This window comes from Streptomyces sp. NPDC097981 (assembly GCF_040302565.1).
Taxonomy (GTDB): Bacteria; Actinomycetota; Actinomycetes; order Streptomycetales; family Streptomycetaceae; genus Streptomyces.
The window spans coordinates 42,088-65,862 of record NZ_JBEORW010000048.1 but is presented as its reverse complement, the minus strand read 5'-3'; the positions used below and the strand labels follow the sequence as shown (position 1 = coordinate 65,862).

The following is a 23,775-nucleotide window of genomic DNA, read 5'->3' as shown; positions in this document are numbered from 1 at the left end:
CCGGCACACGGGCCCAGCATCACCGAGATCTGCGGGATGACACCCGAGGCCCTGGTGTTGCGCTGGAAGATGCCGCCGTAGCCGGCGAGCGCGGACACGCCCTCCTGGATACGGGCACCCGCACCGTCGTTCAGGGAGACCAGCGGGGCACCGGCCGCGATGGCCATGTCCATGATCTTGTGGATCTTCGTGGCGTGGGCCTCGCCCAGCGCACCGCCGAAGATCCGGAAGTCGTGCGCGTAGACGAAGACCGTACGGCCCTCGACCGTGCCCCACCCGGTGATCACACCGTCCGTGTAGGGCTTCTTGCTTTCGAGGCCGAAGCCGGTCGCCCGGTGGCGGCGCAGCTGCTCGACCTCCTTGAAGGAACCCTCGTCGAGCAGCAGCGCGATGCGCTCGCGTGCGGTCAGCTTGCCCTTGGCGTGCTGCGCCTCGGTCGCCCGGTCACTCGGTCCACGCCGCGCCTGCTCACGCAGGGAGTGCAGCTCGGCCACGCGCCCGCGGGCGTCCGTCGGCTCGCTCGGGGTCTGGTCCACAACGGTCATGTATCGACCTTACGGAGCGCTCGACGAAAAACCTCCGTTGGTTCCACACAGTCTCGGGTGTGTTCCGCTGTCCGGCCCAGACAGAACCGTCACGTGATGCGGGGACACCACCAGGCGGGGCCACCCTCCTTTGTCCGGGTTCGACAAAACAGTGCGACACCTCGCCTAGATGTTGAAATTTGAACGGAATGGGTCTAGCGTCATTCTCGTTGAAAGTTCAACCAACCCGAGCAGGACACCCCAAGGAGCAGATCATGGGTCTCTTCACCCGCCGCAGCCAGTCCACCGCGACCAGCGCCGTCGCCACGATCGACGTGGACCCGGCCCTCGCCGCCCTCACCGGCGACTACGTCGTCGACGCCGCCCACAGCAGCATCGGCTTCACCGTCCGCCACGCGATGGTGACCAACGTCCGCGGCAGCTTCACCGACTACACCGGCAGCCTGCGACTGGACGGCGCCGACCCGGCCCGCTCCGCCGCCTCCATCGAGGTGAAGGTCGCCTCCGTGGACACGGGCATCGCCGACCGCGACGGCCACCTGCGCGGCGGCGACTTCTTCGACGCCGAGGCCTTCCCGCTGATGAGCTTCCGCTCCACCGAGGCGGCCCAGCTCGGCGGCGACAGGTACCGCATCACCGGCGAGCTGACGATCAAGGACGTCACCCGCCCGCTCTCCATCGACCTGGAGTTCAACGGCTCGGCCACGGACGTCTACGGCAACGAGCGCGTCGGCTTCGAGGGCTCTGCCGAGATCCTGCGCTCCGAGTGGGGCCTGACGTGGAACGCCGCATTGGAGGCCGGCGGCGTCATGGTCAGTGACAAGGTGAAGCTGACCTTCGACATCTCGGCCGTCAAGCAGGCCTGAAGCGCCTGACGCCGCCGGGTCCGGGGGCGGCCTAGAAACCGCCCCCGCCGTCGAATCCGCCGCCGTCGAACCCACCGCCGCCGCCGAAGTCCCCTCCCCCGAAGTCGGAGGAGTCGAAGTCGGCGCCGGAGTAGTCCCCGCCGTCGTAGCCGCCCATGTCGGAGGCGTAGGCGGGTCCCGACATCATCGAACCGAGCATCGTGCCCACGAGCAGACCGGGCAGCATGCCGCCGCCGAAGTATCCGCCCGCCCAGGGGCCGTACGCCGGGCCCGCGTCGTAGTACGGGCGCGGCCCGTACTCGGTGTCCACCGTACGGACCATCGGGTCCTTGCCCTCGCGCAGGCGGACGGCGTCCGCCGCGCACACGGGGACGGTACGCACGGACCCGCCGGCCGGCGCCCAGTCGGCGTCCTGCGTGCTCGGCCCGTGCCGCGGGTCGAAGAAGCAGGGCGAACGGCGCTCGGGCAGCGGCCTGCCCTGACGGCGAGCATCCAGACTGGCCAGTGCGAACCGGCCGTCCTCCAGGGCCTGGGTGACTCCTCTGACCTCTTCGGGGTGCCGGACCGAGGCCATGATGTCCTTCGCCTTCTCGTACGAGTCGAGGGCCTGTCCGTAGTCCCCGCGCATCGCGTCGTCCGCGCCGGACTCACCGGGGTGGAAGTCCAGCCGGTCGAGCTCCTCGCCGAAGGCCGTGATGTCCTCGTCCACGACCACGCGCAGCTTCTCGACGGCCTCGCGCTCCTCTTCTTCCTTCTTCTTGCGGCCCCGGCGCACCAGGGCGTACGCACCGCCGCCGCCGATGGCGGCCACCACGCCGAGCGTGATCAGCCCGCCGACCGGGACCCTGCCGGCACTGCCGGAGTCGCCCCAGGAGGCCGGGGCCCTGCCCTTGGCCTGCGCCAGGGCCTGGTCCACGAAGTTGCCCAGCTCGGTGCCCGCGTCCACGGGCCCGCCGGCCTTCACGGCGTCGGTCAGGTTGCGGACTGCGTTGGCGGGCATGACCGCCCGGTCGGCGCCCGCGTTGAAGCCGTCGCCGAGCCGGATCGCGTAGAGGCCGGTGATCCCGGTCTCGGCCCGGACCGTACGCAGCACGCTGTCGGCCGGGAACTCCGGGGTGGCCGGCAGCACGGCGACGAACACCGGCTTCCCTGCGTCCTTGATCTTCTTCGCGAGCGCGTCCGCCTGGGCCTTCGGCAGCTGCGCCTCGGCGCGGGGGTCGACGTAGACCGGGCCCTCCTTGAGGGCCTCCGCCACGGCAGCGGGTCCGGTGGCCGCCGATGCCTGCGGGGCGGCCACGAGGGCGGTCGCCGACAGGGCCAGCAACAGACCGGACAGCAACGATCCAAAACGTACGGATATCAGCCGGGTCCTCATGTCTCCGACGCTACCGGAACCGCTACTTTCCTGTGTGAGCAGGACATAAGCTCCCACCCCCCTCGTCGCGGATGGGGGGTGGGTGAGCGGGCGGGAGGCCTACTCGGCGGGTTCGACGCCCGCGTGGAGGAGGCCGTACGTGAAGGCGTCCTCCAGGGCCTGCCAGGACGCGGCGATCACGTTCTGCGCGACGCCCACCGTGGACCACTCGCGGATGCCGTCCGTGGTGGAGATCAGGACGCGGGTCGTGGACTCCGTGCCGTGCTTGCCCTCCAGGATGCGGACCTTGTAGTCGATCAGCTCGAACTTCGCCAGCTGCGGGTAGAAGCGTTCGAGGGCGACCCGCAGGGCCCGGTCCAGGGCGTTGACCGGGCCGTTGCCCTCCGCCGTGGCGACGATCCGCTCGCCCTTGGCCCACAGCTTCACCGTGGCCTCGTTGGCGTGGGTCCCGTCCGGGCGGTCCTCGACGATCGCCCGCCAGGACTCCGTACGGAAGTACTTGCGGGCCCGGCCCTCGACCTCGGCGCGCAGCAGCAGCTCGAAGGAGGCGTCGGCGGCCTCGTACGTGTAGCCCGAGAGCTCCCGCTCCTTGACCCGCTCGACGACGCGGGAGACCAGCGCGCGGTCCCCGCCGAGGTCGACGCCGAGCTCCTTGCCCTTGAGCTCGATGGAGGCGCGGCCGGCCATGTCGGAGACGAGCATCCGCATGGTGTTGCCGACCCGTTCGGGGTCGATGTGCTGGTACAGGTCCGGGTCGACCTTGATGGCCGAGGCGTGCAGGCCCGCCTTGTGCGCGAAGGCGGAGACGCCGACGTACGGCTGGTGCGTGGACGGCGTCAGGTTCACGACCTCGGCGATGGCGTGCGAGATGCGGGTCATCTCGGCGAGCGCGCCGACGGGCAGCACCCGGCGCCCGTACTTGATCTCCAGCGCGGCGACGACCGGGAAGAGGTTGGCGTTGCCGACGCGTTCGCCGTAGCCGTTCGCGGTGCACTGCACGTGCGTGGCGCCCGCGTCGACGGCGGCCAGCGTGTTGGCGACGGCGCAGCCGGTGTCGTCCTGGGCGTGGATGCCGAGGCGCGCACCGGTGTCGGCCAGCACGGTCGAGACCACCGCGGTCACCTGGGCCGGCAGCATGCCGCCGTTGGTGTCGCAGAGGATGACGACGTCGGCGCCGGCCTCGTGGGCGGTGCGCACGACCGACTTGGCGTACTCGGCGTTGGCCCGGTACCCGTCGAAGAAGTGTTCGCAGTCGACGAAGACACGGCGGCCCTGGGCAACCAGGTGGGAGACCGTGTCGCGGACCATCTCCAGGTTCTCGTCCAGCGTGGTGCGCAGGGCGAGCTCGACGTGCCGGTCGTGGGACTTGGCGACCAGGGTGATCACCGGGGCGCCCGATTCGAGCAGGGCCCGCACCTGCGGGTCCTCGGCGGCCGTGCCGCCCGCCCGCCGGGTCGCGCCGAAGGCGACCAGCTGGGCGTGCTTGAAGTCGATCTCGGCTCGGGCGCGGGCGAAGAACTCGGTGTCGCGGGGGTTGGCACCCGGCCAGCCGCCCTCGATGAAGCCCACTCCGAAGTCGTCCAGGTGCCGGGCGATCGTCAGCTTGTCGGCGACGGTGAGGTTGATGCCCTCACGCTGGGCGCCGTCGCGCAGGGTGGTGTCGAAGACGTGGAAGCTGTCCGTGTCGTCGGCGGGGTCTTGCGCCGGCACTGTCGCCTCTGTCGTCGTCATGCTGATCTGACTCCTGTCGGATGAGTGGTTCCGGACGCCCGCCCCAGGGCAGGCCGCCGCCACTGCCCCCAATCATCGCGCGCCCTCCGGTCCCGGCAGGAATGGAGCCGGGAAACGAAAAGACCTCTCGCGGGTGCGAGAGGTCTGCGCGCGGGTCTGAGGCACGATGGCCGCTTCCGCGAAGGTCTTCCACGGTTCAGCGGCCACTGCGGACCGGCGCGCTGCTGTCCATAATCATGAGCTGAGCAGGCACGTCCGCAGTCTGCCACACCGTCTCACCGCAAGTGCGGCGCGTCTCACGATACGAGAGCCTCGTCAAGGAATTCCGAGACGTGGGCCAGGATGTCCGCCCGCCCTATACCGGGCAGGCCGACGGCGACCTGGATGCTGAACCCGTCGAGCAGGGCCCGCAGCCGGGCGCCGAAGCGGTCGGGGTCCACGGGCCGGAACTCCCCGCGCGAGATGCCCTCGGCGAGCAGGGCCACCAGGTCGCGGTGCCAGGCACCCTCGATGGCGGCTTGGCGTTCGCGTTCCTGCGGGCCGGCGTTCTGCGAGCGGTTCCAGACCTCCAGCCACAGGGTCCAGTGCGGATCCCGGGCCTCCTCGGGCACGTAGAGGTCCACGTACGCCTGCAGGCGCTCGCGGGCCGGGCCGCGGCGGGACAGCAGGGCCCGCCGCTTCGCGCCGAGGGCCGCCTCGCTCCACTCCAGCGTCTGCAGCAGGAGCTCGTCCTTGCTGCCGAAGTAGTAGAGGAGGTGGCCGCTGCTCATTCCGACCTGGCGGCCGAGCCCGGCCATGGTCAGTCCCTCCAGGCCGCGCTCGGCGATCGTGGCCATGGCGGCGACGAGTACGTCCTCGCGCGGCGGCGCGTTCTTCCGCACCGCGCGCACTCCACCCGCCGCCATGGGCCACTCCTTCGTCGATCCGCCTCGGGTCAGACCTTCGGCTGCTGCTGGGTGATGCAGTGGATTCCGCCACCCCCGGCGAAAATCGTACGTGCGTCAACCAGGGTCACGGTCCTGTCGGGGAACAGGCCGCGGAAGATCTCGGCGGCCTCCTCGTCGCGCGGGTCGTCGAACGAGCACAGCACCACGCCGCCGTTGCACAGGTAGTGGTTGATGTACGAGTAGTCCACCCACTCCCCGTCCTCCTCCAGCACGGTCGGCGCCGGGATCTCCACGACCTCCAGCCGGCGGCCCTGCGCGTCGGTGGACGCGCGCAGGATGGCGGCGATGGTCCTGCAGCGCTCGTGGTCCGGGTGGGCCGGGTCGGGCTGGGTGTGGACCATCACCACGCCGGGGCGGGCGAAGGCGGCCACGATGTCCACGTGGCCCTGCGTGCCGTAGGTGCCGTAGTCGCCGGCCAGGCCGTACGGCAGCCAGATCGCCTTGGTGGTGCCGAGGTGGGCGTGGATCTCCTCCTCGACCTGCTGGCGGGTCCAGTCGGGGTTGCGCCCGGCGCCCAGCTGCACGGTGTCGGTGAGGAGCACGGTGCCTTCGCCGTCGACGTGGATGGCGCCGCCTTCGTTGACCAGCGGGGTGCTGTACGTACGGGTGCCGACGAGGTCCGAGACGTGCCGGGCGATCTTGGAGTCGTGCTCCCAGCGGGCCCACTCCTGGGCGCCCCAGCCGTTGAAGGTCCAGTCCACGGCGGCCAGCACGCCGGCCTCGTCGATGACGAATGTCGGGCCGATGTCGCGCATCCAGGCGTCGTCGAGCTCGCGTTCCACCAGCTGCACGTCGTCGCCGACGACGGCGCGGGCGCTCTCCGCGTCACCGGGCGACACGACGAGGGTCACTGGCTCGTACGTGCGCACCGCGCGGGCGACGGCGCCCCAGGCCGCGCGGGCCTCGGCGAGCTCCTGCTCGTTGGTGAAGGTCGGGTTGGGGCTGGGCCAGGCCATCCAGGTGCGCTCGTGGGGCATCCACTCGGCGGGCATCCGGAATCCGTCGGCAGCGGGCTTGGTCGTCATGGCGGGGTCCTTAGGGGCTGTGCTGACGTGCAGACTGTGCTGGTTCACAGGAAGTACAGGCGGTTGAGGGAGACCGAATCGGCCGCTTCGGAGCGCAGCGGGTCGCCGTCGAGGGTGACGAGACCGCTGTGCGCGTCCACATCGACCGCGCCCACCCGGGAGTTGAGGAGGAGGTCCGCCGGGCCGATGCCGCGGGTGCCGCGGACGGCGACCCGGCGGCGGCGGGTCGGCATCGCGTCGCCGCCCAGGGCCGCCGCGGCGGCCGAGACGAAGGCCACGGAGATGTCGGCGGCGGTGGCCCCGTACGAGCCGAACTGCGGGCCGAGGACCAGGGGTTCGCAGGTGTCCGTGGCGGCGTTGGGGTCGCCGGTGACCCCGTACGCCGGGAAGCCGGACTTGAGGACCAGTTGCGGTTTGGCGCCGAAGAACTGGGGGCGCCACAGCACGATGTCGGCGAGCTTGCCGACCTCGATGGAGCCGATCTCGTGGGCCAGGCCGTGGGCGATGGCCGGGTTGATGGTCAGCTTGGCCATGTAGCGCAGGACGCGGGCGTTGTCGTCGCCCTCGCCGTCGCCGGCCAGCGGGCCGAGCTCGCCCTTCATCTTTGCAGCCATGGCGAAGGTGCGGCGGACGGTCTCGCCGGCGCGGCCCATGCCCTGGGCGTCGGAGGAGGTGATGCCGATGGCGCCCAGGTCGTGCAGGACGTCCTCGGCACCCATCGTCCCGGCGCGGATCCGGTCGCGGGCCATGGCGGCGTCGCCGGGCAGGTCCGGCTTGAGGTCGTGGACGGAGACGATCATGCCGTAGTGCTCGGCGACCGCGTCCCGGCCGAAGGGCAGCGTGGGGTTGGTGGAGGAGCCGATGACGTTCGGCACGCCGGCCATCTTGAGCACGTTGGGGACGTGTCCGCCGCCGCAGCCCTCGATGTGGAAGGCGTGGATGGTCCGCCCGTCCAGGACGCGCAGGGTGTCCTCGACGGAGAGGCACTCGTTGAGGCCGTCGCTGTGCAGGGCGACCTGCACGTCGTGCTCCTCGGCCACCCGCAGGGCGGTGTCCAGGGCGCGGGTGTGCGCGCCCATGTCCTCGTGGACCTTGAAGCCGGACGCGCCTCCCTCGGCCAGCGCCTCGACCAGCGGGGCGGCGTCCGAGGAGGAGCCGCGCGCCAGGAACCCGATGTTGACGGGCCAGGCGTCGAAGGCGTTGAAGGCGTGCTTCAGCGCCCACGGGGAGTTGACGCCGACGCCCCAGACCGGGCCGAACTCCTGGCCGATGATCGTGGTGACACCCGCGGCGAGCGAGGCCTCCATGACGCGCGGGGAGAGCAGGTGGACGTGGGTGTCGACGGCGCCGGCGGTGGCGATCAGGCCCTCGCCGGAGACGATGCTCGTACCGGTGCCGACGACGACGTCCACCCCGTCGAGGGTGTCCGGGTTGCCGGCCCGGCCGATCGCGTGGATCCGGCCCTCGCGGATGCCGACGGAGACCTTGCGGATGCCGAGGACGGCGTCGATGACGAGGACGTTGCTGATGACGACGTCGCAGGTCTCGCGGACGGCGGCGGCCTTCAGGTGCAGGCCGTCGCGGGCGGTCTTGCCGAAGCCGGCCAGGAACTCGTCGCCCGGCTTCTGGGCGTCGTGCTCGACCCGGACGGTGAGCCCGGAGTCGCCGAGCCGCACCCGGTCGCCGGCGCGGGGGCCGAAGACGGAGGCGTACTCGCGGGGGTCGATGTGCCGGCTGCCCGGCGCACAGTGGTCGCTGTGCCTGATCTGCTTGCTCACGCCTGGTCTCCGTCCGCGTGATCGGTGCCGGGGTCCCGGCCGGCCGGGCCGCCGGTGCCCAGGTCCTCGCCCCGGCCCTCGCCTTGGCCTGCTTCCTGGTCCGCGTCCGCGCCCAGGTACCCGCATGCCGCCGCCCTCTCCAGCGCGAGCGATCTGGCGCCGGGCGCGTCCAGCGGGCCGTCCACCAGCCCGGCGAAGCCGACGGCGATCCGGTCCCCGCCGATGGGGACCAGGCCGACCTCGGCTTCCCCGCCGGGGTCGAACCGTACGGACGAGCCCGCGGGCACGCACAGCCGCATGCCGTAGGCCGCGGCGCGGTCGAAGTCGAGGCGGGGGTTCGCCTCGAAGAAGTGGAAGTGAGACGTGACGCTCACCGGCACGGAGGCCGTGTTGCGCACGCGCAGGTGCAGCGCCGGCTCCGGCTGGGGGGCGCCGGGGCCGGGTACGACCGCTCCCGGGGCGTCCTCGCCGAGCGACACCGCGCCCCGGATCGGTGCCGAGACCACCGCGAGGCGGGAGCCGTCGTCGAAGACCGCCTCCACGTGCACCTCGGTGACCACGTCGGCGACGCCGGGCAGCACGTCGTCGGGGCCCAGCACGCTGCGGGCCTCCTCGATGGCCTCCGCCAGCCGCTTGCCGTCGCGCGCGGCCTCGCAGACCGTGTCCGCGATGAGCGCGGTGGCCTCCGGGACGTTGAGCCGGAGTCCGCGGGCCCTGCGGGCCCTGGCCAGTTCCGCGGCGCTGCGCAGCAGCAGCCGGTCGCGCTCCGTAGGGGTCAGCCGCACGCCGATCCACCACCTTTGAAGTCGATGGGTTAGAGCATCACTCTAACTCTTCATTTCTCTGCAATGAAGCATTGACCTGAGACATGGGCTTGGGCCACATTGAGTGCCGCTCAAACAAATGCGAACCACCCCCCGCCCTGCCAAGGGAGTCCCCACATGCCCATCGAACAGCGCGGAGTCGACACCATCCCCGAGGAGGAGCGGACGAGCGGTCCCCGTGACCTGATCTCGATCCTGCTCGGCTCCAACCTCTGCCTCGGCGTGATCGTCTTCGGCTGGCTGCCCCCGTCGTTCGGACTGGGCCTGTGGCCCTCGGTCACGGCCATCGTGACCGGCACGCTGGTCGGCATCGCCTTCACCGCGCCGCTGGCGCTGGTGTCGCTGCGCACGGCGACCAACCTCTCCACCTCCAGCGGCGCCCAGTTCGGCGTCCGCGGCCGGCTCGTCGGCTCCGTCGTCGGCCTGCTGCTCGCCCTCGGCTACACGGCGCTCACCCTGTGGATCGGCGGCGACGTGATGGCCGCCACCCTGTCCCGGCTCGTCGGTCTGCCGGACACCGGTGTCACGCGGGCCGCGATGTACGGCGTACTGGCCGCCTTCACCGTGGTCGGGGCCGTCTTCGGCTACCGGCTGCTGCTGCGCATGAGCAAGATCCTGTCCATCGGCATGGTGGTCCTGCTCGCCGTCGGCCTGTACGCCTACGCCCCCGGCCTCACCACCGCCGCGCCGCCGCAGACCCCGTACCTGCTCGGCTCCTTCTGGCCGACCTGGCTGCTCGCCGCCGTCGCCGCCGGGCTCAGCGGCCCCGTCGCCTTCATCACCCTGCTCGGCGACTACACCCGCTACATCTCCCCGAGCCGGCACAGCTCCCGCAAGGTGTTCTGGGCCACCGGTCTCGGCCTGCTGATCGGCCTGCTGATACCGCAGCTGTTCGGCACCTACACCGCCCTCGCCGCCAAGGCCGGCGCCGACTACGCCGGGCCCCTCGTCGAGGCCGCGCCGTTCTGGTACCTGCTTCCGCTGCTCGCCGCCGCCGCGGCCGGCTCGGTGGGCAACGCCGGGCTGATGCTCTACTCCATGGGCCTCGACCTCGACGCCATCGTGCCCAAGGCCACCCGGGCCAAGGCCACGCTGGTCGCCGCAGGCATCGCCACCGGCTTCGTCTTCATCGGCTCCTTCGAGTGGGACGTGCAGTCCGCGATGACCTCGTTCGTCCTGCTGCTGACCGCGATCGGCACCCCGTGGGCCGTCATCACCCTGACCGGCTACGTCCGCTGCCGCGGGCAGTACGACGCCGACGCCCTCCAGGTCTTCAACCGCCGCTCGGTGGGCGGGATCTACTGGTACCGCGGAGGCTGGAACGTGGCCGCGACGCTCTCCTGGGCCGTCGGCGCCGGCGTCGGGCTGCTCGCCGTGACCACCCCGTTCTACGAGGGCCCGCTGCTCGCCCTGACCGGCGGAGTGGACTGCTCCTTCGTCCTCTCCGGCCTGGCGGGCGGCCTGCTCTACACGGCCCTCACCGCCGGGCGCTCCCCCGCCCCGGTCCCCGCTCCCGCCGCCCCCGCCGAGGAGCCGGCCGCCGTCTGACCGTGCCCCGTACGCACGAAGCCCGCTCCCGGATCCGGGAGCGGGCTTCGTGCGTGTGCGGGCCGCGGGCCGCGGATGCGGACTAGCCGAGCGGGTGCATCCAGCCGTGGGTGTCGGCGGTGTGGCCGGTCTGGAGGTCCAGCAGCGCCTTGCGGAGCTTCATGGTGACCTCGCCGGGCTCGCCGCTGCCCTGGGTCCAGTTGGCGCGGTCGGACTTCACCGAGCCGACCGGGGTGATGACCGCGGCGGTGCCGCAGGCGAACACCTCGGTCAGGGTGCCGTTCTCGTTGTCGCGCTTCCAGTCCTCGGTGGAGATACGTCCCTCCTCGGCGGTGTAGCCGAGGTCGCGGGCGATGGTGAGGAGCGAGTCGCGGGTGATGCCCGGCAGGAGCGAGCCGGTCAGCTCCGGGGTGACGATGCGGTCGCCGTACACGAAGTACAGGTTCATGCCGCCCATCTCCTCGATCCAGCGGTGCTCGACGGCGTCGAGCCAGACCACCTGGTCGCAGCCGTGCTCGGCGGCCTGCGCCTGGGCGACGAGGGAAGCCGCGTAGTTGCCGCCGGTCTTGGCCGCGCCCGTACCGCCCTTGACGGCGCGGACGTACTCCTCGGAGAGCCAGACCGAGACGGGCTTGACGCCGCCGGGGAAGTACGCGCCAGCGGGCGAGGCGATGACCATGAAGAGGAACTCGTTGGCCGGGCGGACGCCCAGGCCGACCTCGGACGCGAACATGAACGGCCGCAGGTACAGGGAGGCTTCGCCGGACGAGGGCACCCAGGCGCTGTCCTGCTTGATGAGCGCGTCGCAGGCCTCGATGAAGAGCTCGGCCGGCAGCTCCGGCATCGCCATGCGGCGGGCGGAGGCCTGGAACCGCTCGGCGTTGGCCTGCGGGCGGAAGGAGGCGACGGTTCCGTCGGGCTGGCGGTAGGCCTTGAGGCCCTCGAAGATCGTCTGCGCGTAGTGCAGGGTCATGTTCGCCGGGTCCATCGACAGCGGCGCGTACGGGACCAGCTCGGCGTCGTGCCAGCCGCGGCCCTCGGTCCACTTGATCGTCACCATGTGGTCGGTGAAGTGGCGGCCGAAGCCGGGGCTGGCCAGGATCGCTTCGCGCTCCGCATCGGACAGCGGGTTCGAGGAGGGCTTGAGCTCGATCGTGGGCGTCGTCATGAGTGCTTGTCCTTCACCGGTTGTGTATGGCGGACCGCGCTCACGGCGTACCAGGACGTCCGAGCTTCCCCGCATTCCGCGGTCTCGCGTTCGATTATCGCGCGCAAGGTGCCTTCGGTGAAGCGGGGTAATGCGGCCCAGGGGAGATGGTGGCACCCGGGGCCGCACAGGAAAAGCCGCCGGGTGCGTTGATCGCGCGACCCGGCGGCTTCCTGAGGTGGAGCTGCCGGGTCAGCCGGCTACCCGAGCGGCGAGCGCGTCGCCGATCTGGTCGGTGGTGCGGAAGGTGCCGTCGCGCTCCGCCAGGTCGGCGGAGACCGCGTCCTCGATGCGGACGGCCTGGTCCTCGTGGCCGAGGTGGCGCAGCAGGAGGGCAACGGAAAGGATCGTGGCGGTCGGGTCGGCCTTGCCGGTGCCCGCGATGTCCGGGGCCGAGCCGTGGACGGGCTCGAACATGGACGGGAAGGCGCCGGTCGGGTTGATGTTCCCGGAGGCGGCGAGGCCGATTCCGCCGGTCACGGCGGCGGCCAGGTCGGTGAGGATGTCACCGAAGAGGTTGTCCGTGACGATGACGTCGAAGCGCTCGGGCTGGGTGACGAAGAAGATCGTCGCGGCGTCGACGTGCAGGTAGTCGGTGGTGACTTCGGGGTACTCCTGGCCGACCTTGTCGAAGATGTTCTTCCACATGTGGCCCGCGTACACGAGGACGTTGTTCTTGTGGACCAGCGTCAGCTTCTTGCGCGGCCGGGAGTTGGCCCGCTCGTACGCGTCACGGACGACGCGCTCCACGCCGTACGCGGTGTTGATGCTGACCTCGGTGGCCACCTCGGCGGGGGTGCCGGTGCGCAGGCTGCCGCCGTTGCCGGTGTAGGGGCCTTCGGTGCCCTCGCGGACCACGACGAAGTCGATGTCCGGACGGCCGGCGAGCGGGGTGGCCGTGTTGGGGAAGAGCTTCGACGGACGCAGGTTGATGAAGTGGTCGAAGGCGAAGCGGAGCTTCAGCAGCAGGCCGCGCTCCAGGACGCCCGACGGAACCGACGGGTCGCCGATGGCGCCCAGCAGGATCGCGTCGTGGTGCTTGAGGGCCTCCAGCTCCGCGTCCGGGAGGGTCTCACCGGTGCGGTGCCAGCGCTTGGCGCCGAGGTCGTACTCCTTGGTCTCCAGCTTCACATCCTGGGGCAGGACCGCGGTAAGGACCTTGAGGCCCTGAGCCACGACTTCCTGGCCGATGCCATCACCGGGGATCACTGCGAGATTGATGCTGGTCGACATGTCGGAACCGTACTCCCTGTCCCAGCCCTCAGACATCTTGCGTCCACCATGTGGACGCAAGATGTCCCCGGACCGGGCGCTCAGTGGCCGGTCGAGCCGCCGTTGTCCCGCCGGTCCAGGGCGCGCTGCAGCGCGGCGGCGGCGTTCTTGCGGTCGGCGTCGGCGGAGGAGGCCTGGCGGACGCGGCGGGGTGCGGTGGTGGGGGTCATGGTGATCGACTCCTTGAGATCACGGCGTGGCGGGGCCACGGATGAGGGGTTCCTTCAAGGCGCCGGAAGAGGCGGGGAGCAGTGCGCCGCAGGGGTTGCCTGCCAAAGGGCGCGCGCTCTCGACCGCCATTCGCCGGATCAGCGAGACGTTCGGCTTCTACAAAGCTAGGGCAGCTCCGGTTGTATGTCTCCGCAATTACTCGGGCTTCCTACTATCTGAGACAGCCAACCCTCTGAAAGCCCCTCTCCAGGGCATCCGTTTCAGCCTGCCTCGGAGCGAAGTTCCCTGATCAGAGCCCTTACGCCGAAGGTGGCGGCCAATTCCGGCGTGGTGACGTATCCCACGCGTCTCACCGGCCCCGAAGGGCCCAGTCCGGTGATGTCGACGGCCTCCGTGGCCTCGCGGAGCGACAGCTCGGGCAGGATCGCCATGCCGAGCCCGCGCCCGACCATGGTGAGCACCATCCCGTCGTCCTCCGCCTTGACGGTGGCGCTCGGGATCCAGTTCTGGGCCCGCCACCAGTCGCGGGTGTACGAGCCGCAGTTCTCGTCCCAGTCGAGCAGGGGCAGTGTCTTCGGGTCCGGGTGTCCGGCCGGGTGGACCAGCGCGTACGCCTCCTCCCGGAGCACCCCGGTCAGCAGGCCCGCCGCACCGCCCTCCGGTACGGGCCCGGTCGCGTTCAGCGTGGCGATGCCGAGGTCGGCGCGGCCGGCGGCCACCTCCCCGGCCGTGCCGGCGCCGAGCTCGCGCACCACCCGTACCTCGGGGCGGAGGCCGGGGTGGCGGGCTTTGAGCCGTTCCAGGGCCGGGGGCAGCAGGTGCAGGGCCGCGCTGCGGAATGCCGCGATGCGCAGCACCCCGTCGGCCGCCCTGTCCCGGCCGGCGGCGCGCGCTTCGGCGCCGAGGACCTCGTACAAGCGCAGGATCCGGCGGGCGAGGCCGACGGCCCGCTCCCCCGCCGGGGTGGGCGAGGCCCCGGTGCGCCCGCGGTCGAAGAGCACCGCGCCGACCTTGGCCTCGCTGCCGCGCACGGAGTGCGACACGGCCGACTGGGTGAGGCCGAGCCGGGCGGCCGCGGCGGAGAAGCCGCCGGTCTCGGCGACGGCGACCAGGATCCGGAGTTCGTGCGGAGCGAGCTCGGCACTGCTTCCCGCCATGGGCGCTTCCACCTCGTTCTATGAGCGGTGTTCATGGATGTGCGGCTTCCATGAACGCAACCCTCTGCCCGCGCCGTTGATTCCTTCCTAACGTCCTCGCCATGACCACGAACCACACCGCTCACACCGTCCACCAGATCGCCCGCCCCACCGGCTTCCCCGCCGCGACGGACTTCGCTTGCGTCGAGACCCCGGTCCCCTCCCCCGCTCCGGGCACCGCCCTGGTGGAGAACCTGCTGCTCTCGGTGGACCCGTACCACCGCGGGCTGATGGACGGCGACGAGGGCGGCTTCGATCTGAACACCCCGCTGGAGGGCCGCTCGGTGGGCCAGGTGCTCGCCTCCCGCGACCCGGGGCTGCGCGAGGGCGACCTGGTCTTCCACCGCGAGGGCTGGCGCACCCACGCCCTCGTCGCGCTCGGCGTGAACGGCGCCCGGAAGCTGCGCGGCCATCAGGGCGTCCCACTGGAGGCGTACCTGAGCATCCTCGGCGGGACCGGCCTGACCGCGTACGCCGCACTGACCCGGACCGCGGCCCTGCGCGAGGGCGAGGACCTGTTCGTCTCCGCCGCCGCCGGCGGGGTCGGCACCGCGACCGGCCACATCGCCCGGCTGCTGGGCGCCCGCCGGATCATCGGCAGCGCGGGCTCGGCGGCGAAGGTCCGCCACCTCACCGGCGTGCTCGGCTTCGACGCGGCGTTCGACTACCACGACGGGCCGGTCGGCGAGCAGCTCGCGCAGGCCGCACCCGACGGCATCGACGTGTACGTGGACAACGTGGGCGGGGACCACCTGGCGGGCGCCATCGACGTGCTGCGCGAGTACGGGCGGATCGCCTGGGTCGGCGGGATCTCGATGTACAACGGGGACCGCTCGCCGGCGGCACCCCGCAACCTCTTCGAGGTCGTCCACAAGTCGCTGCGCCTGGAAGGGGTATTGGTTCGCAATCACACCAATCTGCAGGATGAGCTGGAAGACTTCCTGGTCCCCCATCTGCGCAGCGGCCGTGTGGGCACGGACACCACCGTTGTCCAGGGAATAGATCACACGGTGGATGCCTTCCTCGGCATGCTCCGGGGGGACAATCTGGGCAAGATGCTCGTCCGTCTCGGGGACTGATTCCGGCCAACCGGATGTTCACCGAGTTCTTGCCGCACGGATGTAGACCTTTGGCCCGGCGCCCGCCACTCTTTCCGTCAATGTGCCAGCGGGGCACGTGAGTTGGAGGCGAGTAGCCAGTGACACCGATCAGCCGCAGAGGTTTCGTGGGAATCGGCGCCGGGCTGATGGCCGGGGCCGCCCTGCCGGCGATCGCGCCGACGTCGGCGGCCGCGGCCGCCGCGGGCGGCACGATCACCGACGTGAAGCACGTGGTGATCCTGATGCAGGAGAACCGCAGCTTCGACCACTACTTCGGCAGGCTGAAGGGTGTCCGCGGCTTCGGCGACCGTGCCGCCGGCAACATCCCGGGCGGCTGGAGCACGTTCAACCAGCCCAACTGGGGCGGCCGCCAGTACCCGTGGAAGCTGTCCGCCACCCCGGCGGCCGGCGGGGTGGACGGCGAGACCCTCGCCCAGTGCAACGGCGACCTCCCGCACAGCTGGACCTCGCAGCACGCAGCCTGGAACAAGGGCCGGATGGACAACTGGGTGATGGGGGTCGGCAACACCCGCACCCTCGGCTACCTGGACCGCGGCGACATACCGTTCCACTACGGGCTCGCCGACAACTACACCGTCTGCGACGCCTACTTCTGCTCCACGCTGAGCGCGACCGGCCCCAACCGCACCTTCCTGTGGAGCGGCAAGGTCGACGCGGGCAGCAAGGACGGCGGCGACGAGTCCGGGCTGACCTGGGAGACGTACGCGGAGGCCCTCCAGCGGGCGGGCATGAGCTGGAAGGTCTACCAGAACGCCCAGGACAACTACGGGGACAACGGCCTGGCCTACTTCAAGAAGTTCACGGACGCGGCGCCCGGCAACCCGCTGTGGGACCGCGGCATGGGCTCCGTCCCGAAGGTCACCGGCTCCACCCCCGACGACATCGCGGCCGCCATCCGGGCGGACGTGGTCGCCGGCACCCTGCCCCAGGTCTCCTGGGTCGTGGCGAACGAGGCCTTCTCGGAGCACCCGTACGCCCCGCCCGGCGACGGCGCGCACTTCGTGGACCTGGTCTACCGGGCGCTGGCCGCGAACCCCGAGGTCTTCGACTCCACCGTCCTCTTCCTGAACTACGACGAGAACGACGGCTTCTTCGACCACGTCCCGCCGCCGGTCGCCCCGCCCGGCACCCCGGACGAGTACATCGACGGCATCCCGGTGGGCCTCGGATTCCGCGTGCCGATGCTGGTCATGTCCCCGTGGACGCGCGGCGGCTGGGTGAGCTCGGAGGTCTTCGACCACACCTCCGTGCTCCGCTTCATGGAGACCTGGACGGCGGCCCTCGGCACCCCGGCGGCCTGCCCGAACATCAGCGCCTGGCGCCGCAGGGTGGTGGGCGACCTGACGGGCGTCTTCGACTTCGCCCACCCGGTGTACGGGGTGCCGTCCGGGCTGCCCTCGACCGCGAAGGTCATCGGCCAGTCGACCTGCGGCCCGCTGCCCAACCCGGCGCCGCAGGACAACGCGCTCCCGGCGCAGGAGGCCGGTACGCGCCCGGCGCGGGCCCTTCCGTACCAGGTGAACGGCAATCTGGACCGCTTCGAGTTCGGCGCGGCCGGCCAGATCCTGGCCTGGTTCTCGATGACCAACCAGGGGGCGCAGGCGAAGCGGGCGGCGCACTTCTCGATCCACCCGCACCAGTACCGGGACACGACGGCCTGGCAGTACACGGTCGACCCGGGCGCGACGTCGACGGACTGGTTCAGCATCGGGCTCGGCAGCGGCTCCGGGAAGTACGACATCTCGATGTACGGGCCGAACCGGTTCCTGCGCCGGTTCATCGGCGACGCCTCGAAGGCGGGCAAGGCGATCGAGGTGGCGGCCCGCTTCGCGGTGGAGCCGGGCACGGGCAAGACGGCGATCTGGTTCAAGATGACGAACACGTCGGCCGCGCCCGTCACGTTCACGATCCGCTCGAACGCCTACCGCTCGGACGGCCCGTGGACGTACACCGTCCCGGCGAACTCCTCGCGCGAGGACTACTTCAACGCGGTCGCCTACAACAAGGGCTGGTACGACTTCACGATCCTCGCGGACAACGACGGCACCTGGTCGCGCCGCTACACGGGGCACATCGAGACGGGCGCGCCCAGCATCAGCGGCTCGTAGCACCGGCGGTCACAGCACGTCTCCGTTGCGCCAGTCGAACCACAGCCCCAGCGGCGGGGTCCGGCAGGACCCCGCCGCCGGGCACCCACAGGTACGTCGCCGCCGGGGGCGTGCTCGAAGTCCTCGTCCGAGAACTCCCCGTCGAAGGCCTCATCGGGCAGGGCGCGTACCTCGCCGAGGACGTCCGCGCCGAGCTGCGAGGTGTGGGCGAGACGGGCGCGGGTGTCGCTCATGCCTCCAGTCTGCCGCGCAGCCGGGCGAGGTCCGCGCAGCTCAGGCCTGCCGCCCGCAGATACTCCTGCGGCTTCAGCCAGGCCGCGGTGGAGCGGGCGAGCTCGTGGACGGTGGCGCCCAGGCCCGCCGTGTACTCCTCGATCCCGGCGGAGTCGTACGGACGGCCCTGCGCGGCGTACATCGCCCGCACCCTGGGTTCGCTCAGCCCGTGGTCGGCGGCGATCTCCTCCGGGTCTGCACCGGCCAGCCTGAGCAGGACCAGCGCGATGATCCCCGTACGGTCGCGGCCCAGTCCGCAGTGGAACGCCACTCCCCCGGGCGGGGCATCGGCGATCGCACGGGCGACGGCGCCCACGCGATCCGGGAACCGTTCCAGGAAAGGCCGGAAATACGCGGGGGTTCCGAAACCCGGAGTGCCCCACCAGACGTCCCAGAAGTCCCGGTGCTCGATCCCGTCGAGGGGGATCCGCAGCGTGGTCAGCCCGGCCGGCCGCGCGGAGTGGTCCACCGCGGCCTCGTCGTCGTTGCGCAGGTCGACGACGGTCCGGATGCCGTGCCGGGTCAAGCTGGTCCAGCCGTGCGCGGTGAGCGCGTCGAGCCGGTCGGCGCGGACCGCGGCCCCCGGCGCGACCCGCCCCACGCCCCCCAGATCCCGCACGTTGAAGCAGCCGTCCCACTCCAGGAATCGACCGGTGGTCGCCATGCGCATAGCCCCCCTGTCAGTACACAACGGACAGTGGGTCATGACGCGGCCCTGGTCCCGCACGGTTCCCGGCGTGAAGATCTGTCCATGTCGCCCGAGACGCAGCAGTGGACCCCGACCCATGGCGAGCCGTATCGCCCCGTCACCTACCGGCCGGAGCGGATGCCGAGCGGGGAATCGCTCGCGCGCTCCGCGGAGTTGCGGGCGCGCATGGGCGAGCGGCGGACCGTCCGCCGGTTCTCCCCCGACCCCGTTCCGGAGCAGGTCATCCGGGACGCCATCGCGTGCGCCGCGACCGCGCCGTCGGGGGCCCACCAGCAGCCGTGGACCTTCGTACTGGTCAAGGACCAGGCCGTGCGCCGACAGATCCGCGACGCCGCCGAGCAGGAGGAGCTGCTCTCCTACGACGGCCGCCTCGGCGACGAGTGGCTCGCCGCCCTGCGCCCCCTGGGGACGGATGCCGTGAAGACCCATCTCACCGACGCCCCGGGCCTGATCGTGGTGTTCCAGCAGCGCTACTGGCTCGGCCCGGACGGCACCAAGCGCAAGCACTACTACGTCGACGAATCGGTCGGCATCGCCGTCGGCATGCTCCTGACCGCCCTCCACCTCGGCGGCCTCTCGGCCCTGATCCACACGCCGAGCCCGATGCGCTTCCTCTCCCACGTCCTGCACCGCCCGGAGAACGAGAAGGCCTTCGCGGTCATCCCGGTCGGCTACCCCGCCGACGACTGCGAGGTCCCGGACCTGCTGCGCAAAACACTCGACCAGGTCATGGTCGAGGTCTGACACCAGGGGCGTCAGGCCTCGGACCCCCCGGAGGCCTCCGCCGCCTCGCGGACGCGGGTCAGCAGGGCCGTCAGGGTGCCCTGCTCCGCCGGGGTCAGCGGGGCGAGGAACTCCGCGTTGGCCGTTTCGGCCAGGGCCGCGCAGCGGGTGAGGGCGGCCGTGCCCGCCGGGGTGAGGGTGATCGCGTTCTTGCGGCGGTCCGCCGGGTCCGGGGCGCGCAGGACGAGGCCGGCGCCTCCCAGGTGGTTCAGGAGGCCGACCAGGTCCTTGGGGTCGATGCCGAGGCGGCGGCCGAGGTCGGCCTGGGCCACCGGGCCGTAGTCGGCGGTCGCCGCCAGTACCGCGTGGTGGGCGAGCTTCAGCCCCTCCGCGGCGAGCGCCTCGGCGACCAGGCTGCGGCCGCGGGCCGCGACCCGGCCGGCGAGCCAGCTCGGCAGGGACTGGATGTGTGCGAGGGCCGGCGTCATGGGCCCAGCCTAGCAATTCATTGGCATTCCCCACGATCTCCCATATCGTTGGGACTCCCAATGAATCCCACATGGTCCGGGAGGCCCTGTGCTGCGCATCCGTTACGCCGTCCCCGGCGGGCCCGAGGTGCTGTTCGCCGAGGAGGTGCCCGTGCCCGCACCCGGGCCCGGGGAGCTGCTCGTGCGGGCCGAGGCCGTCGGGGTCACGCTGCCCGTCGTCCGCAAGGTGCGGGAGGCCTCCGAGCCGATCGCGCTGGGCGGGGAGGTCGCCGGGACGGTGACCGCGCTCGGCGAGGGAGTGACGGGCTTCGCCGTCGGGGAGCGCGTCACCGGGCTGTGCTTCGGCCACGGCTACGCCGAGTACGCCGTCCTGCACACCGCCATGGCCTCCCGCGTGCCCGGCGGAGCCACCTCGGTGGACGCGGTCGCGCTCATGCGCAGCGGGCTCGTCGCCCGCGGCGCGTGGGAGGCCGGGCGGGTCCGGTCCGGGGAGTCGGTCCTGGTCACGGCCGCCGCGAGCGGGGTCGGCAGTCTGGCGCTGCAGCTGGCCCGGGCGGGCACGACCGGCCGGGTGGTGGCCGCCGTGTCCAGCCCGGACAAGGCGGACTTCGTGCGCGGTCTCGGCGCCGACGACGTGGTGCTGTACGAGGACCCCGCATCCTGGGGCGACCCCTACGACGTGGTGCTCGACGGCGTCGGCGGCGAGCTGCTCGGCCCGGCCGTCCGGGCCCTGGCCACGGAAGGGCGGCTGGTGGCGTACGGCTCCGGCGGCGGCACGGTGGAGGCGTACGAACTGCTGGTGCGCGGCGCCTCGGTGACCGGCTTCCAGATCCGGGCGATCGCGCAGGGCCGGCCCGAGGTGTACGAGAGCTGGCGGCGGGCGCTGTGGGAGGCGTACGCGGAGGGAACGCTGCGCCCGGCCGTGCACGAGGAGATCCCGCTGGCCGAGGCGGCCCGCGCGCACCGGCTCGTCGAGGAGCGGCGCAACCTCGGCAAGGTGGTCCTGGTCCCCCGAGGCCCGGGGTCCACTGGAACCGCCCCCGATCCGGACTTGGGGGTACCGGAACGGGGGCGGGGTCGCTGGGGCCGGTGTCAGCCCATGTGCGGGTAGCCGTACTCGGTCGGCGGAACCAGCGTCTCCTTGATGGAGCGGGTCGACACCCAGCGGGTCAGGTTGCTGGCGGCACCGGCCTTGTCGTTGGTGCCCGAGGCCCGGCCGCCGCCGAAGGGCTGCTGACCGACGACGGCGCCGGTCGACTTGTCGTTGATGTAGAAGTTGCCCGCTGCGAAGCGGAGCTTCTGCATCGCGTCCGCGGCCGCGTAGCGGTCGGCGGCGATGATCGAACCGGTCAGCGCGTACGCCGAGACGGACTCCATCTGCGCGAGCATCGCGTCGAAGTCGGCGTCCTCGTAGACGTGGACGGCCAGGATCGGGCCGAAGTACTCGGTCGTGAAGACCTCGTTCTCCGGGTCCGTGCAGGCGATGACGGTCGGGCGGACGAAGTAGCCCTCCGAGTCGTCGTACGTGCCGCCCGCGATGATCGTGCAGGTCGGGTCGGCCTTGGCCCGGTCGATCGCGGCCTTGTTCTTCGCGAACGAGCGCTCGTCGATGACGGCGCCGATGAAGTTGGTCAGGTCGCGGACGTCACCCATGGTGATGCCGTCGACCTCGGCCGCGAAGGCCTCCTTGAAGCCGTCGTTCCAGATCGAGGCCGGGACGTAGGCGCGGGAGGACGCCGAGCACTTCTGGCCCTGGAACTCGAAGGAGCCGCGGGTCAGGGCGGTCTTCAGGATCGCGCGGTCCGCCGAGGGGTGCGCGACGACGAAGTCCTTGCCGCCGGTCTCGCCGACCAGGCGCGGGTAGGAGCGGTACTTCTCGATGTTGTTGCCGACCGTCTTCCACAGGTACTGGAAGGTCTTGGTCGAGCCGGTGAAATGGATGCCGGCCAGTTCGGGGTGGTTCAGGGCCACCTCGGACACGGCGATGCCGTCGCCCGTCACCAGGTTGATGACGCCCTTCGGCAGGCCGGCCTCCTCCAGAAGCTCCATCAGGAGGACCGCGGAGTGGGTCTGCGTCGGGGACGGCTTCCAGACGACCACGTTGCCCATCAGGGCGGGGGCGGTCGGCAGGTTGCCGGCGATGGCCGTGAAGTTGAACGGCGTGATCGCGTAGACGAAGCCCTCGAGCGGGCGGTGGTCGCTGCGGTTCCACACACCGGCGGAGTTCGCCACCGGCTGCTCGGCCAGGATCTGGCGGGCGAAGTGGACGTTGAAGCGCCAGAAGTCGACGAGCTCGCACGGGGTGTCGATCTCGGCCTGCTGCGCGGTCTTCGACTGGCCCAGCATGGTGGAGGCGGCCAGCTTCTCGCGCCACGGGCCGGACAGCAGCTCGGCGGCGCGCAGGATGATCGCGGCGCGGTCGTCGAACGACATCGCGCGCCAGGCCGGGGCGGCGGCCAGGGCGGCGTCGACGGCCTCCTGGGCATCGGCCTGCGTGGCGTTGGCGTAGGTGCCGAGCACGGACTTGTGGTCGTGCGGCTGGACCACGTCGAAGCGCTCGCCCCCGCCCATGCGCTTGACGCCGTTGATCGTCATCGGCAGGTCGATCGGGTTCTCGGACAGCTGCTTGAGCTGCGCTTCGAGACGCGCGCGCTCGGCGCTGCCCGGGGCGTACGAGTGGACCGGCTCGTTGACCGGGGCGGGGACCTGGGTCACAGCATCCATGGGTCTGGTAACTCCTTGACCTAGTTCTTGGTGATCATCGAGCGGAGGAAGAACAGGAGGTTGGCCGGCTTCTCGGCGAGGCGCCGCATGAAGTAGCCGTACCAGTCCGTCCCGTACGCGGTGTAGACGCGCATGCGGTGGCCCTCGGCGGCGAGCCGCAGGTGCTCCTCGCTGCGGATGCCGTACAGCATCTGGAACTCGTACTCGTCCAGCTTGCGCCCGGCCGTGCGGGCGAGCTCCTGGGCGATGGCGATCAGGCGCGGGTCGTGCGACCCGATCATCGGGTAGCCCTCGCCCTCCATCAGCGTCTTCAGGATGCGGACGTACGCCTTGTCGATCTCCGCCTTGTCCTGGTACGCGACCTCGGCGGGCTCCTTGTACGCGCCCTTCACGATCCGGACGCGGCTGCCGGCGGCGGCCAGGCGGCGGGCGTCGGCCTCGGTGCGGAAGAGGTACGCCTGGATCACGCAGCCGGTCTGCGGGAAGTCCCGCCGCAGCTCCTCGTGGATGGCGAACATCGAGTCGAGGGTGGTGTGGTCCTCGGCGTCCAGCGTGACGGTGGTGCCGATGGCCGCGGCGGCCTCGACGACCGGGCGGACGTTGGCGAGCGCGAGCTCGTGGCCGCCCTCCAACGCCTGGCCGAACATCGACAGCTTGACGGACATCTCGACCGTCTCGCCCAGCTCCAGGCCCGCCAGGTGCTCGATGAGTTCGAGGTAGGCGTCGCGCGCGGCGTGGGACTGTTCCACGGTGGTGATGTCCTCGCCGACCACGTCGAGCGTGATTTCGAGGCCCTTCCGCGTGAGGTCCTTGACGATCGGGATGACCTGGTCGACCGTCTCGCCGGGGATGAAGCGGGTCACCACGGGCTTGGTCACGGGGGCGGCAGAGACGATTCGGCGCATCTTGTCGCTGCGTGAAGCGGCGAGGATCGCGGGACCCAGCACGGGGCACCTCCAACAGGTGGCAGAAGCAAGCGGACGGCCTCCGCGGGGGTGGGCGGGGGACGCACGGGAAAACGCGAGTAAAACCACCGTGAAACCTAAGGATCGCTTTGATCCTCTGCCATCGACAGCTGTCACGCATCCCTGTACCCAATCTCATACATCTGTCTGAAGACCGGGTTTCCGGGTGGGAGAATGTC

General features: G+C 71.2%; 22 protein-coding genes. 6 read left to right on the top strand and 16 right to left on the bottom strand.

The features are described from left to right. Positions 1–545, bottom strand: a 545-nt coding sequence (locus tag ABTY04_RS33575) for a carboxyl transferase domain-containing protein (RefSeq protein WP_352217218.1), incomplete at its 3' end; no start/stop codon positions are given. Positions 546–799: 254 nt separating this feature from the next. Between ABTY04_RS33575 and ABTY04_RS33570 the strand changes: the two genes are divergently transcribed. Then, entirely contained in the window at positions 800–1,411 is a 612-nt protein-coding gene (locus ABTY04_RS33570) for a YceI family protein (protein WP_352217217.1), read from the top strand. 31 nt (positions 1,412–1,442) lie between these two features. Here ABTY04_RS33570 and ABTY04_RS33565 read toward each other — a convergent pair whose 3' ends face one another. From ABTY04_RS33565 to ureA, 6 genes are all read right to left on the bottom strand, one after another. Continuing rightward, on the bottom strand, positions 1,443–2,786 hold the full coding sequence (locus ABTY04_RS33565) for a hypothetical protein (protein WP_352217216.1): 1,344 nt from the start codon (positions 2,784–2,786) through the stop codon (positions 1,443–1,445). A 99-nt stretch (positions 2,787–2,885) separates the two neighbouring features. Continuing rightward, the gene (gene cimA / locus ABTY04_RS33560; protein ID WP_352217215.1) at positions 2,886–4,517 is read right to left on the bottom strand and encodes a citramalate synthase; all 1,632 of its coding nucleotides are present in this window, start codon (positions 4,515–4,517) and stop codon (positions 2,886–2,888) included. Between the two features lie 296 nt (positions 4,518–4,813). Further along, complete coding sequence (locus ABTY04_RS33555) at positions 4,814–5,422, bottom strand: TetR/AcrR family transcriptional regulator (protein WP_053790989.1); 609 nt, start codon at positions 5,420–5,422, stop codon at positions 4,814–4,816. Between the two features lie 29 nt (positions 5,423–5,451). Further along, positions 5,452–6,489, bottom strand: a complete 1,038-nt coding sequence (locus ABTY04_RS33550; RefSeq protein WP_352217214.1) for an agmatine deiminase family protein — start codon at positions 6,487–6,489, stop codon at positions 5,452–5,454. 44 nt (positions 6,490–6,533) lie between these two features. Next, positions 6,534–8,267, bottom strand: coding sequence for an urease subunit alpha (locus ABTY04_RS33545; protein ID WP_352217213.1), 1,734 nt, complete (start codon positions 8,265–8,267; stop codon positions 6,534–6,536). Beyond that, complete coding sequence (ureA, locus tag ABTY04_RS33540) at positions 8,264–9,052, bottom strand: urease subunit gamma (RefSeq protein ID WP_352217212.1); 789 nt, start codon at positions 9,050–9,052, stop codon at positions 8,264–8,266. The genes ABTY04_RS33545 and ureA overlap by 4 nt, the downstream gene beginning before the upstream one ends. Before the next feature lie 156 nt (positions 9,053–9,208). Here ureA and ABTY04_RS33535 point away from each other — a divergent pair, with 156 nt between their 5' ends. Next, entirely contained in the window at positions 9,209–10,639 is a 1,431-nt protein-coding gene (locus tag ABTY04_RS33535) for a cytosine permease (protein WP_352217211.1), read from the top strand. An 82-nt stretch (positions 10,640–10,721) separates the two neighbouring features. On the opposite strand, the gene ABTY04_RS33530 is transcribed toward ABTY04_RS33535, so the two are convergent. The 4 genes from ABTY04_RS33530 to ABTY04_RS33515 form a co-directional block, all read right to left on the bottom strand. Beyond that, positions 10,722–11,807 (bottom strand): branched-chain amino acid aminotransferase, encoded by a 1,086-nt coding sequence (locus ABTY04_RS33530; RefSeq protein WP_352217210.1) that lies wholly within the window; start codon positions 11,805–11,807, stop codon positions 10,722–10,724. Positions 11,808–12,038: 231 nt separating this feature from the next. After that, entirely contained in the window at positions 12,039–13,079 is a 1,041-nt protein-coding gene (locus ABTY04_RS33525) for a 3-isopropylmalate dehydrogenase (protein WP_352217209.1), read from the bottom strand. An 80-nt stretch (positions 13,080–13,159) separates the two neighbouring features. Then, complete coding sequence (locus ABTY04_RS33520) at positions 13,160–13,288, bottom strand: hypothetical protein (protein WP_352217208.1); 129 nt, start codon at positions 13,286–13,288, stop codon at positions 13,160–13,162. Positions 13,289–13,549: 261 nt separating this feature from the next. Further along, entirely contained in the window at positions 13,550–14,446 is an 897-nt protein-coding gene (locus ABTY04_RS33515; RefSeq protein WP_352217207.1) for a LysR family transcriptional regulator, read from the bottom strand. A 101-nt stretch (positions 14,447–14,547) separates the two neighbouring features. On the opposite strand from ABTY04_RS33515, the gene ABTY04_RS33510 reads away from it, so the two are divergent. Both ABTY04_RS33510 and ABTY04_RS33505 read left to right on the top strand, forming a co-directional pair. Next, positions 14,548–15,564, top strand: coding sequence for an NADP-dependent oxidoreductase (locus tag ABTY04_RS33510; protein WP_352217206.1), 1,017 nt, complete (start codon positions 14,548–14,550; stop codon positions 15,562–15,564). A gap of 119 nt (positions 15,565–15,683) precedes the next feature. After that, on the top strand, positions 15,684–17,714 hold the full coding sequence (locus ABTY04_RS33505; RefSeq protein ID WP_352217205.1) for a phosphocholine-specific phospholipase C: 2,031 nt from the start codon (positions 15,684–15,686) through the stop codon (positions 17,712–17,714). On the opposite strand, the gene ABTY04_RS33500 is transcribed toward ABTY04_RS33505, so the two are convergent. Together ABTY04_RS33500 and ABTY04_RS33495 are read right to left on the bottom strand one after the other, a co-directional pair. Continuing rightward, positions 17,666–17,947 (bottom strand): hypothetical protein, encoded by a 282-nt coding sequence (locus ABTY04_RS33500; RefSeq protein WP_352217204.1) that lies wholly within the window; start codon positions 17,945–17,947, stop codon positions 17,666–17,668. The genes ABTY04_RS33505 and ABTY04_RS33500 overlap by 49 nt on opposite strands. Further along, positions 17,944–18,651, bottom strand: a complete 708-nt coding sequence (locus tag ABTY04_RS33495) for a tyrosine-protein phosphatase (RefSeq protein WP_352217203.1) — start codon at positions 18,649–18,651, stop codon at positions 17,944–17,946. Before ABTY04_RS33495 ends, ABTY04_RS33500 begins: the two co-directional genes overlap by 4 nt. Before the next feature lie 87 nt (positions 18,652–18,738). Here ABTY04_RS33495 and ABTY04_RS33490 point away from each other — a divergent pair, with 87 nt between their 5' ends. After that, a complete protein-coding gene (locus ABTY04_RS33490; protein WP_352217202.1) occupies positions 18,739–19,440 on the top strand; it encodes a nitroreductase family protein in 702 nt (233 codons plus the stop codon). 11 nt (positions 19,441–19,451) lie between these two features. Here ABTY04_RS33490 and ABTY04_RS33485 read toward each other — a convergent pair whose 3' ends face one another. Then, positions 19,452–19,907, bottom strand: a complete 456-nt coding sequence (locus ABTY04_RS33485) for a MarR family winged helix-turn-helix transcriptional regulator (protein ID WP_352217201.1) — start codon at positions 19,905–19,907, stop codon at positions 19,452–19,454. Positions 19,908–19,995: 88 nt separating this feature from the next. Here ABTY04_RS33485 and ABTY04_RS33480 point away from each other — a divergent pair, with 88 nt between their 5' ends. Further along, complete coding sequence (locus ABTY04_RS33480; protein WP_352217200.1) at positions 19,996–21,018, top strand: quinone oxidoreductase family protein; 1,023 nt, start codon at positions 19,996–19,998, stop codon at positions 21,016–21,018. On the opposite strand, the gene pruA is transcribed toward ABTY04_RS33480, so the two are convergent. Together pruA and ABTY04_RS33470 are read right to left on the bottom strand one after the other, a co-directional pair. Beyond that, positions 21,000–22,631, bottom strand: coding sequence for an L-glutamate gamma-semialdehyde dehydrogenase (pruA, locus tag ABTY04_RS33475; RefSeq protein WP_352217199.1), 1,632 nt, complete (start codon positions 22,629–22,631; stop codon positions 21,000–21,002). The two genes, ABTY04_RS33480 and pruA, sit on opposite strands and share 19 nt — an antisense overlap. 20 nt (positions 22,632–22,651) lie before the next feature. Next, a complete protein-coding gene (locus ABTY04_RS33470) occupies positions 22,652–23,578 on the bottom strand; it encodes a proline dehydrogenase family protein (protein WP_352217198.1) in 927 nt (308 codons plus the stop codon). Between the last annotated feature and the right edge of the window lie 197 nt (positions 23,579–23,775).

Excerpts from the sequence above, each read along its gene's own strand:
- ABTY04_RS33570 (WP_352217217.1), top strand. The coding sequence starts at position 800 with ATGGGTCTCTTCACCCGCCGCAGCCAGTCCACCGCGACCAGCGCCGTC.
- ABTY04_RS33565 (WP_352217216.1), bottom strand. The coding sequence starts at position 2,786 with ATGAGGACCCGGCTGATATCCGTACGTTTTGGATCGTTGCTGTCCGGT.
- cimA (WP_352217215.1), bottom strand. The coding sequence starts at position 4,517 with ATGACGACGACAGAGGCGACAGTGCCGGCGCAAGACCCCGCCGACGAC.
- ABTY04_RS33555 (WP_053790989.1), bottom strand. The coding sequence starts at position 5,422 with ATGGCGGCGGGTGGAGTGCGCGCGGTGCGGAAGAACGCGCCGCCGCGC.
- ABTY04_RS33550 (WP_352217214.1), bottom strand. The coding sequence starts at position 6,489 with ATGACGACCAAGCCCGCTGCCGACGGATTCCGGATGCCCGCCGAGTGG.
- ABTY04_RS33535 (WP_352217211.1), top strand. The coding sequence starts at position 9,209 with ATGCCCATCGAACAGCGCGGAGTCGACACCATCCCCGAGGAGGAGCGG.
- ABTY04_RS33530 (WP_352217210.1), bottom strand. The coding sequence starts at position 11,807 with ATGACGACGCCCACGATCGAGCTCAAGCCCTCCTCGAACCCGCTGTCC.
- ABTY04_RS33525 (WP_352217209.1), bottom strand. The coding sequence starts at position 13,079 with ATGTCGACCAGCATCAATCTCGCAGTGATCCCCGGTGATGGCATCGGC.
- ABTY04_RS33520 (WP_352217208.1), bottom strand. The coding sequence starts at position 13,288 with ATGACCCCCACCACCGCACCCCGCCGCGTCCGCCAGGCCTCCTCCGCC.
- ABTY04_RS33515 (WP_352217207.1), bottom strand. The coding sequence starts at position 14,446 with ATGGCGGGAAGCAGTGCCGAGCTCGCTCCGCACGAACTCCGGATCCTG.
- ABTY04_RS33510 (WP_352217206.1), top strand. The coding sequence starts at position 14,548 with ATGACCACGAACCACACCGCTCACACCGTCCACCAGATCGCCCGCCCC.
- ABTY04_RS33500 (WP_352217204.1), bottom strand. The coding sequence starts at position 17,947 with ATGAGCGACACCCGCGCCCGTCTCGCCCACACCTCGCAGCTCGGCGCG.
- ABTY04_RS33495 (WP_352217203.1), bottom strand. The coding sequence starts at position 18,651 with ATGGCGACCACCGGTCGATTCCTGGAGTGGGACGGCTGCTTCAACGTG.
- ABTY04_RS33490 (WP_352217202.1), top strand. The coding sequence starts at position 18,739 with ATGTCGCCCGAGACGCAGCAGTGGACCCCGACCCATGGCGAGCCGTAT.
- ABTY04_RS33485 (WP_352217201.1), bottom strand. The coding sequence starts at position 19,907 with ATGACGCCGGCCCTCGCACACATCCAGTCCCTGCCGAGCTGGCTCGCC.
- pruA (WP_352217199.1), bottom strand. The coding sequence starts at position 22,631 with ATGGATGCTGTGACCCAGGTCCCCGCCCCGGTCAACGAGCCGGTCCAC.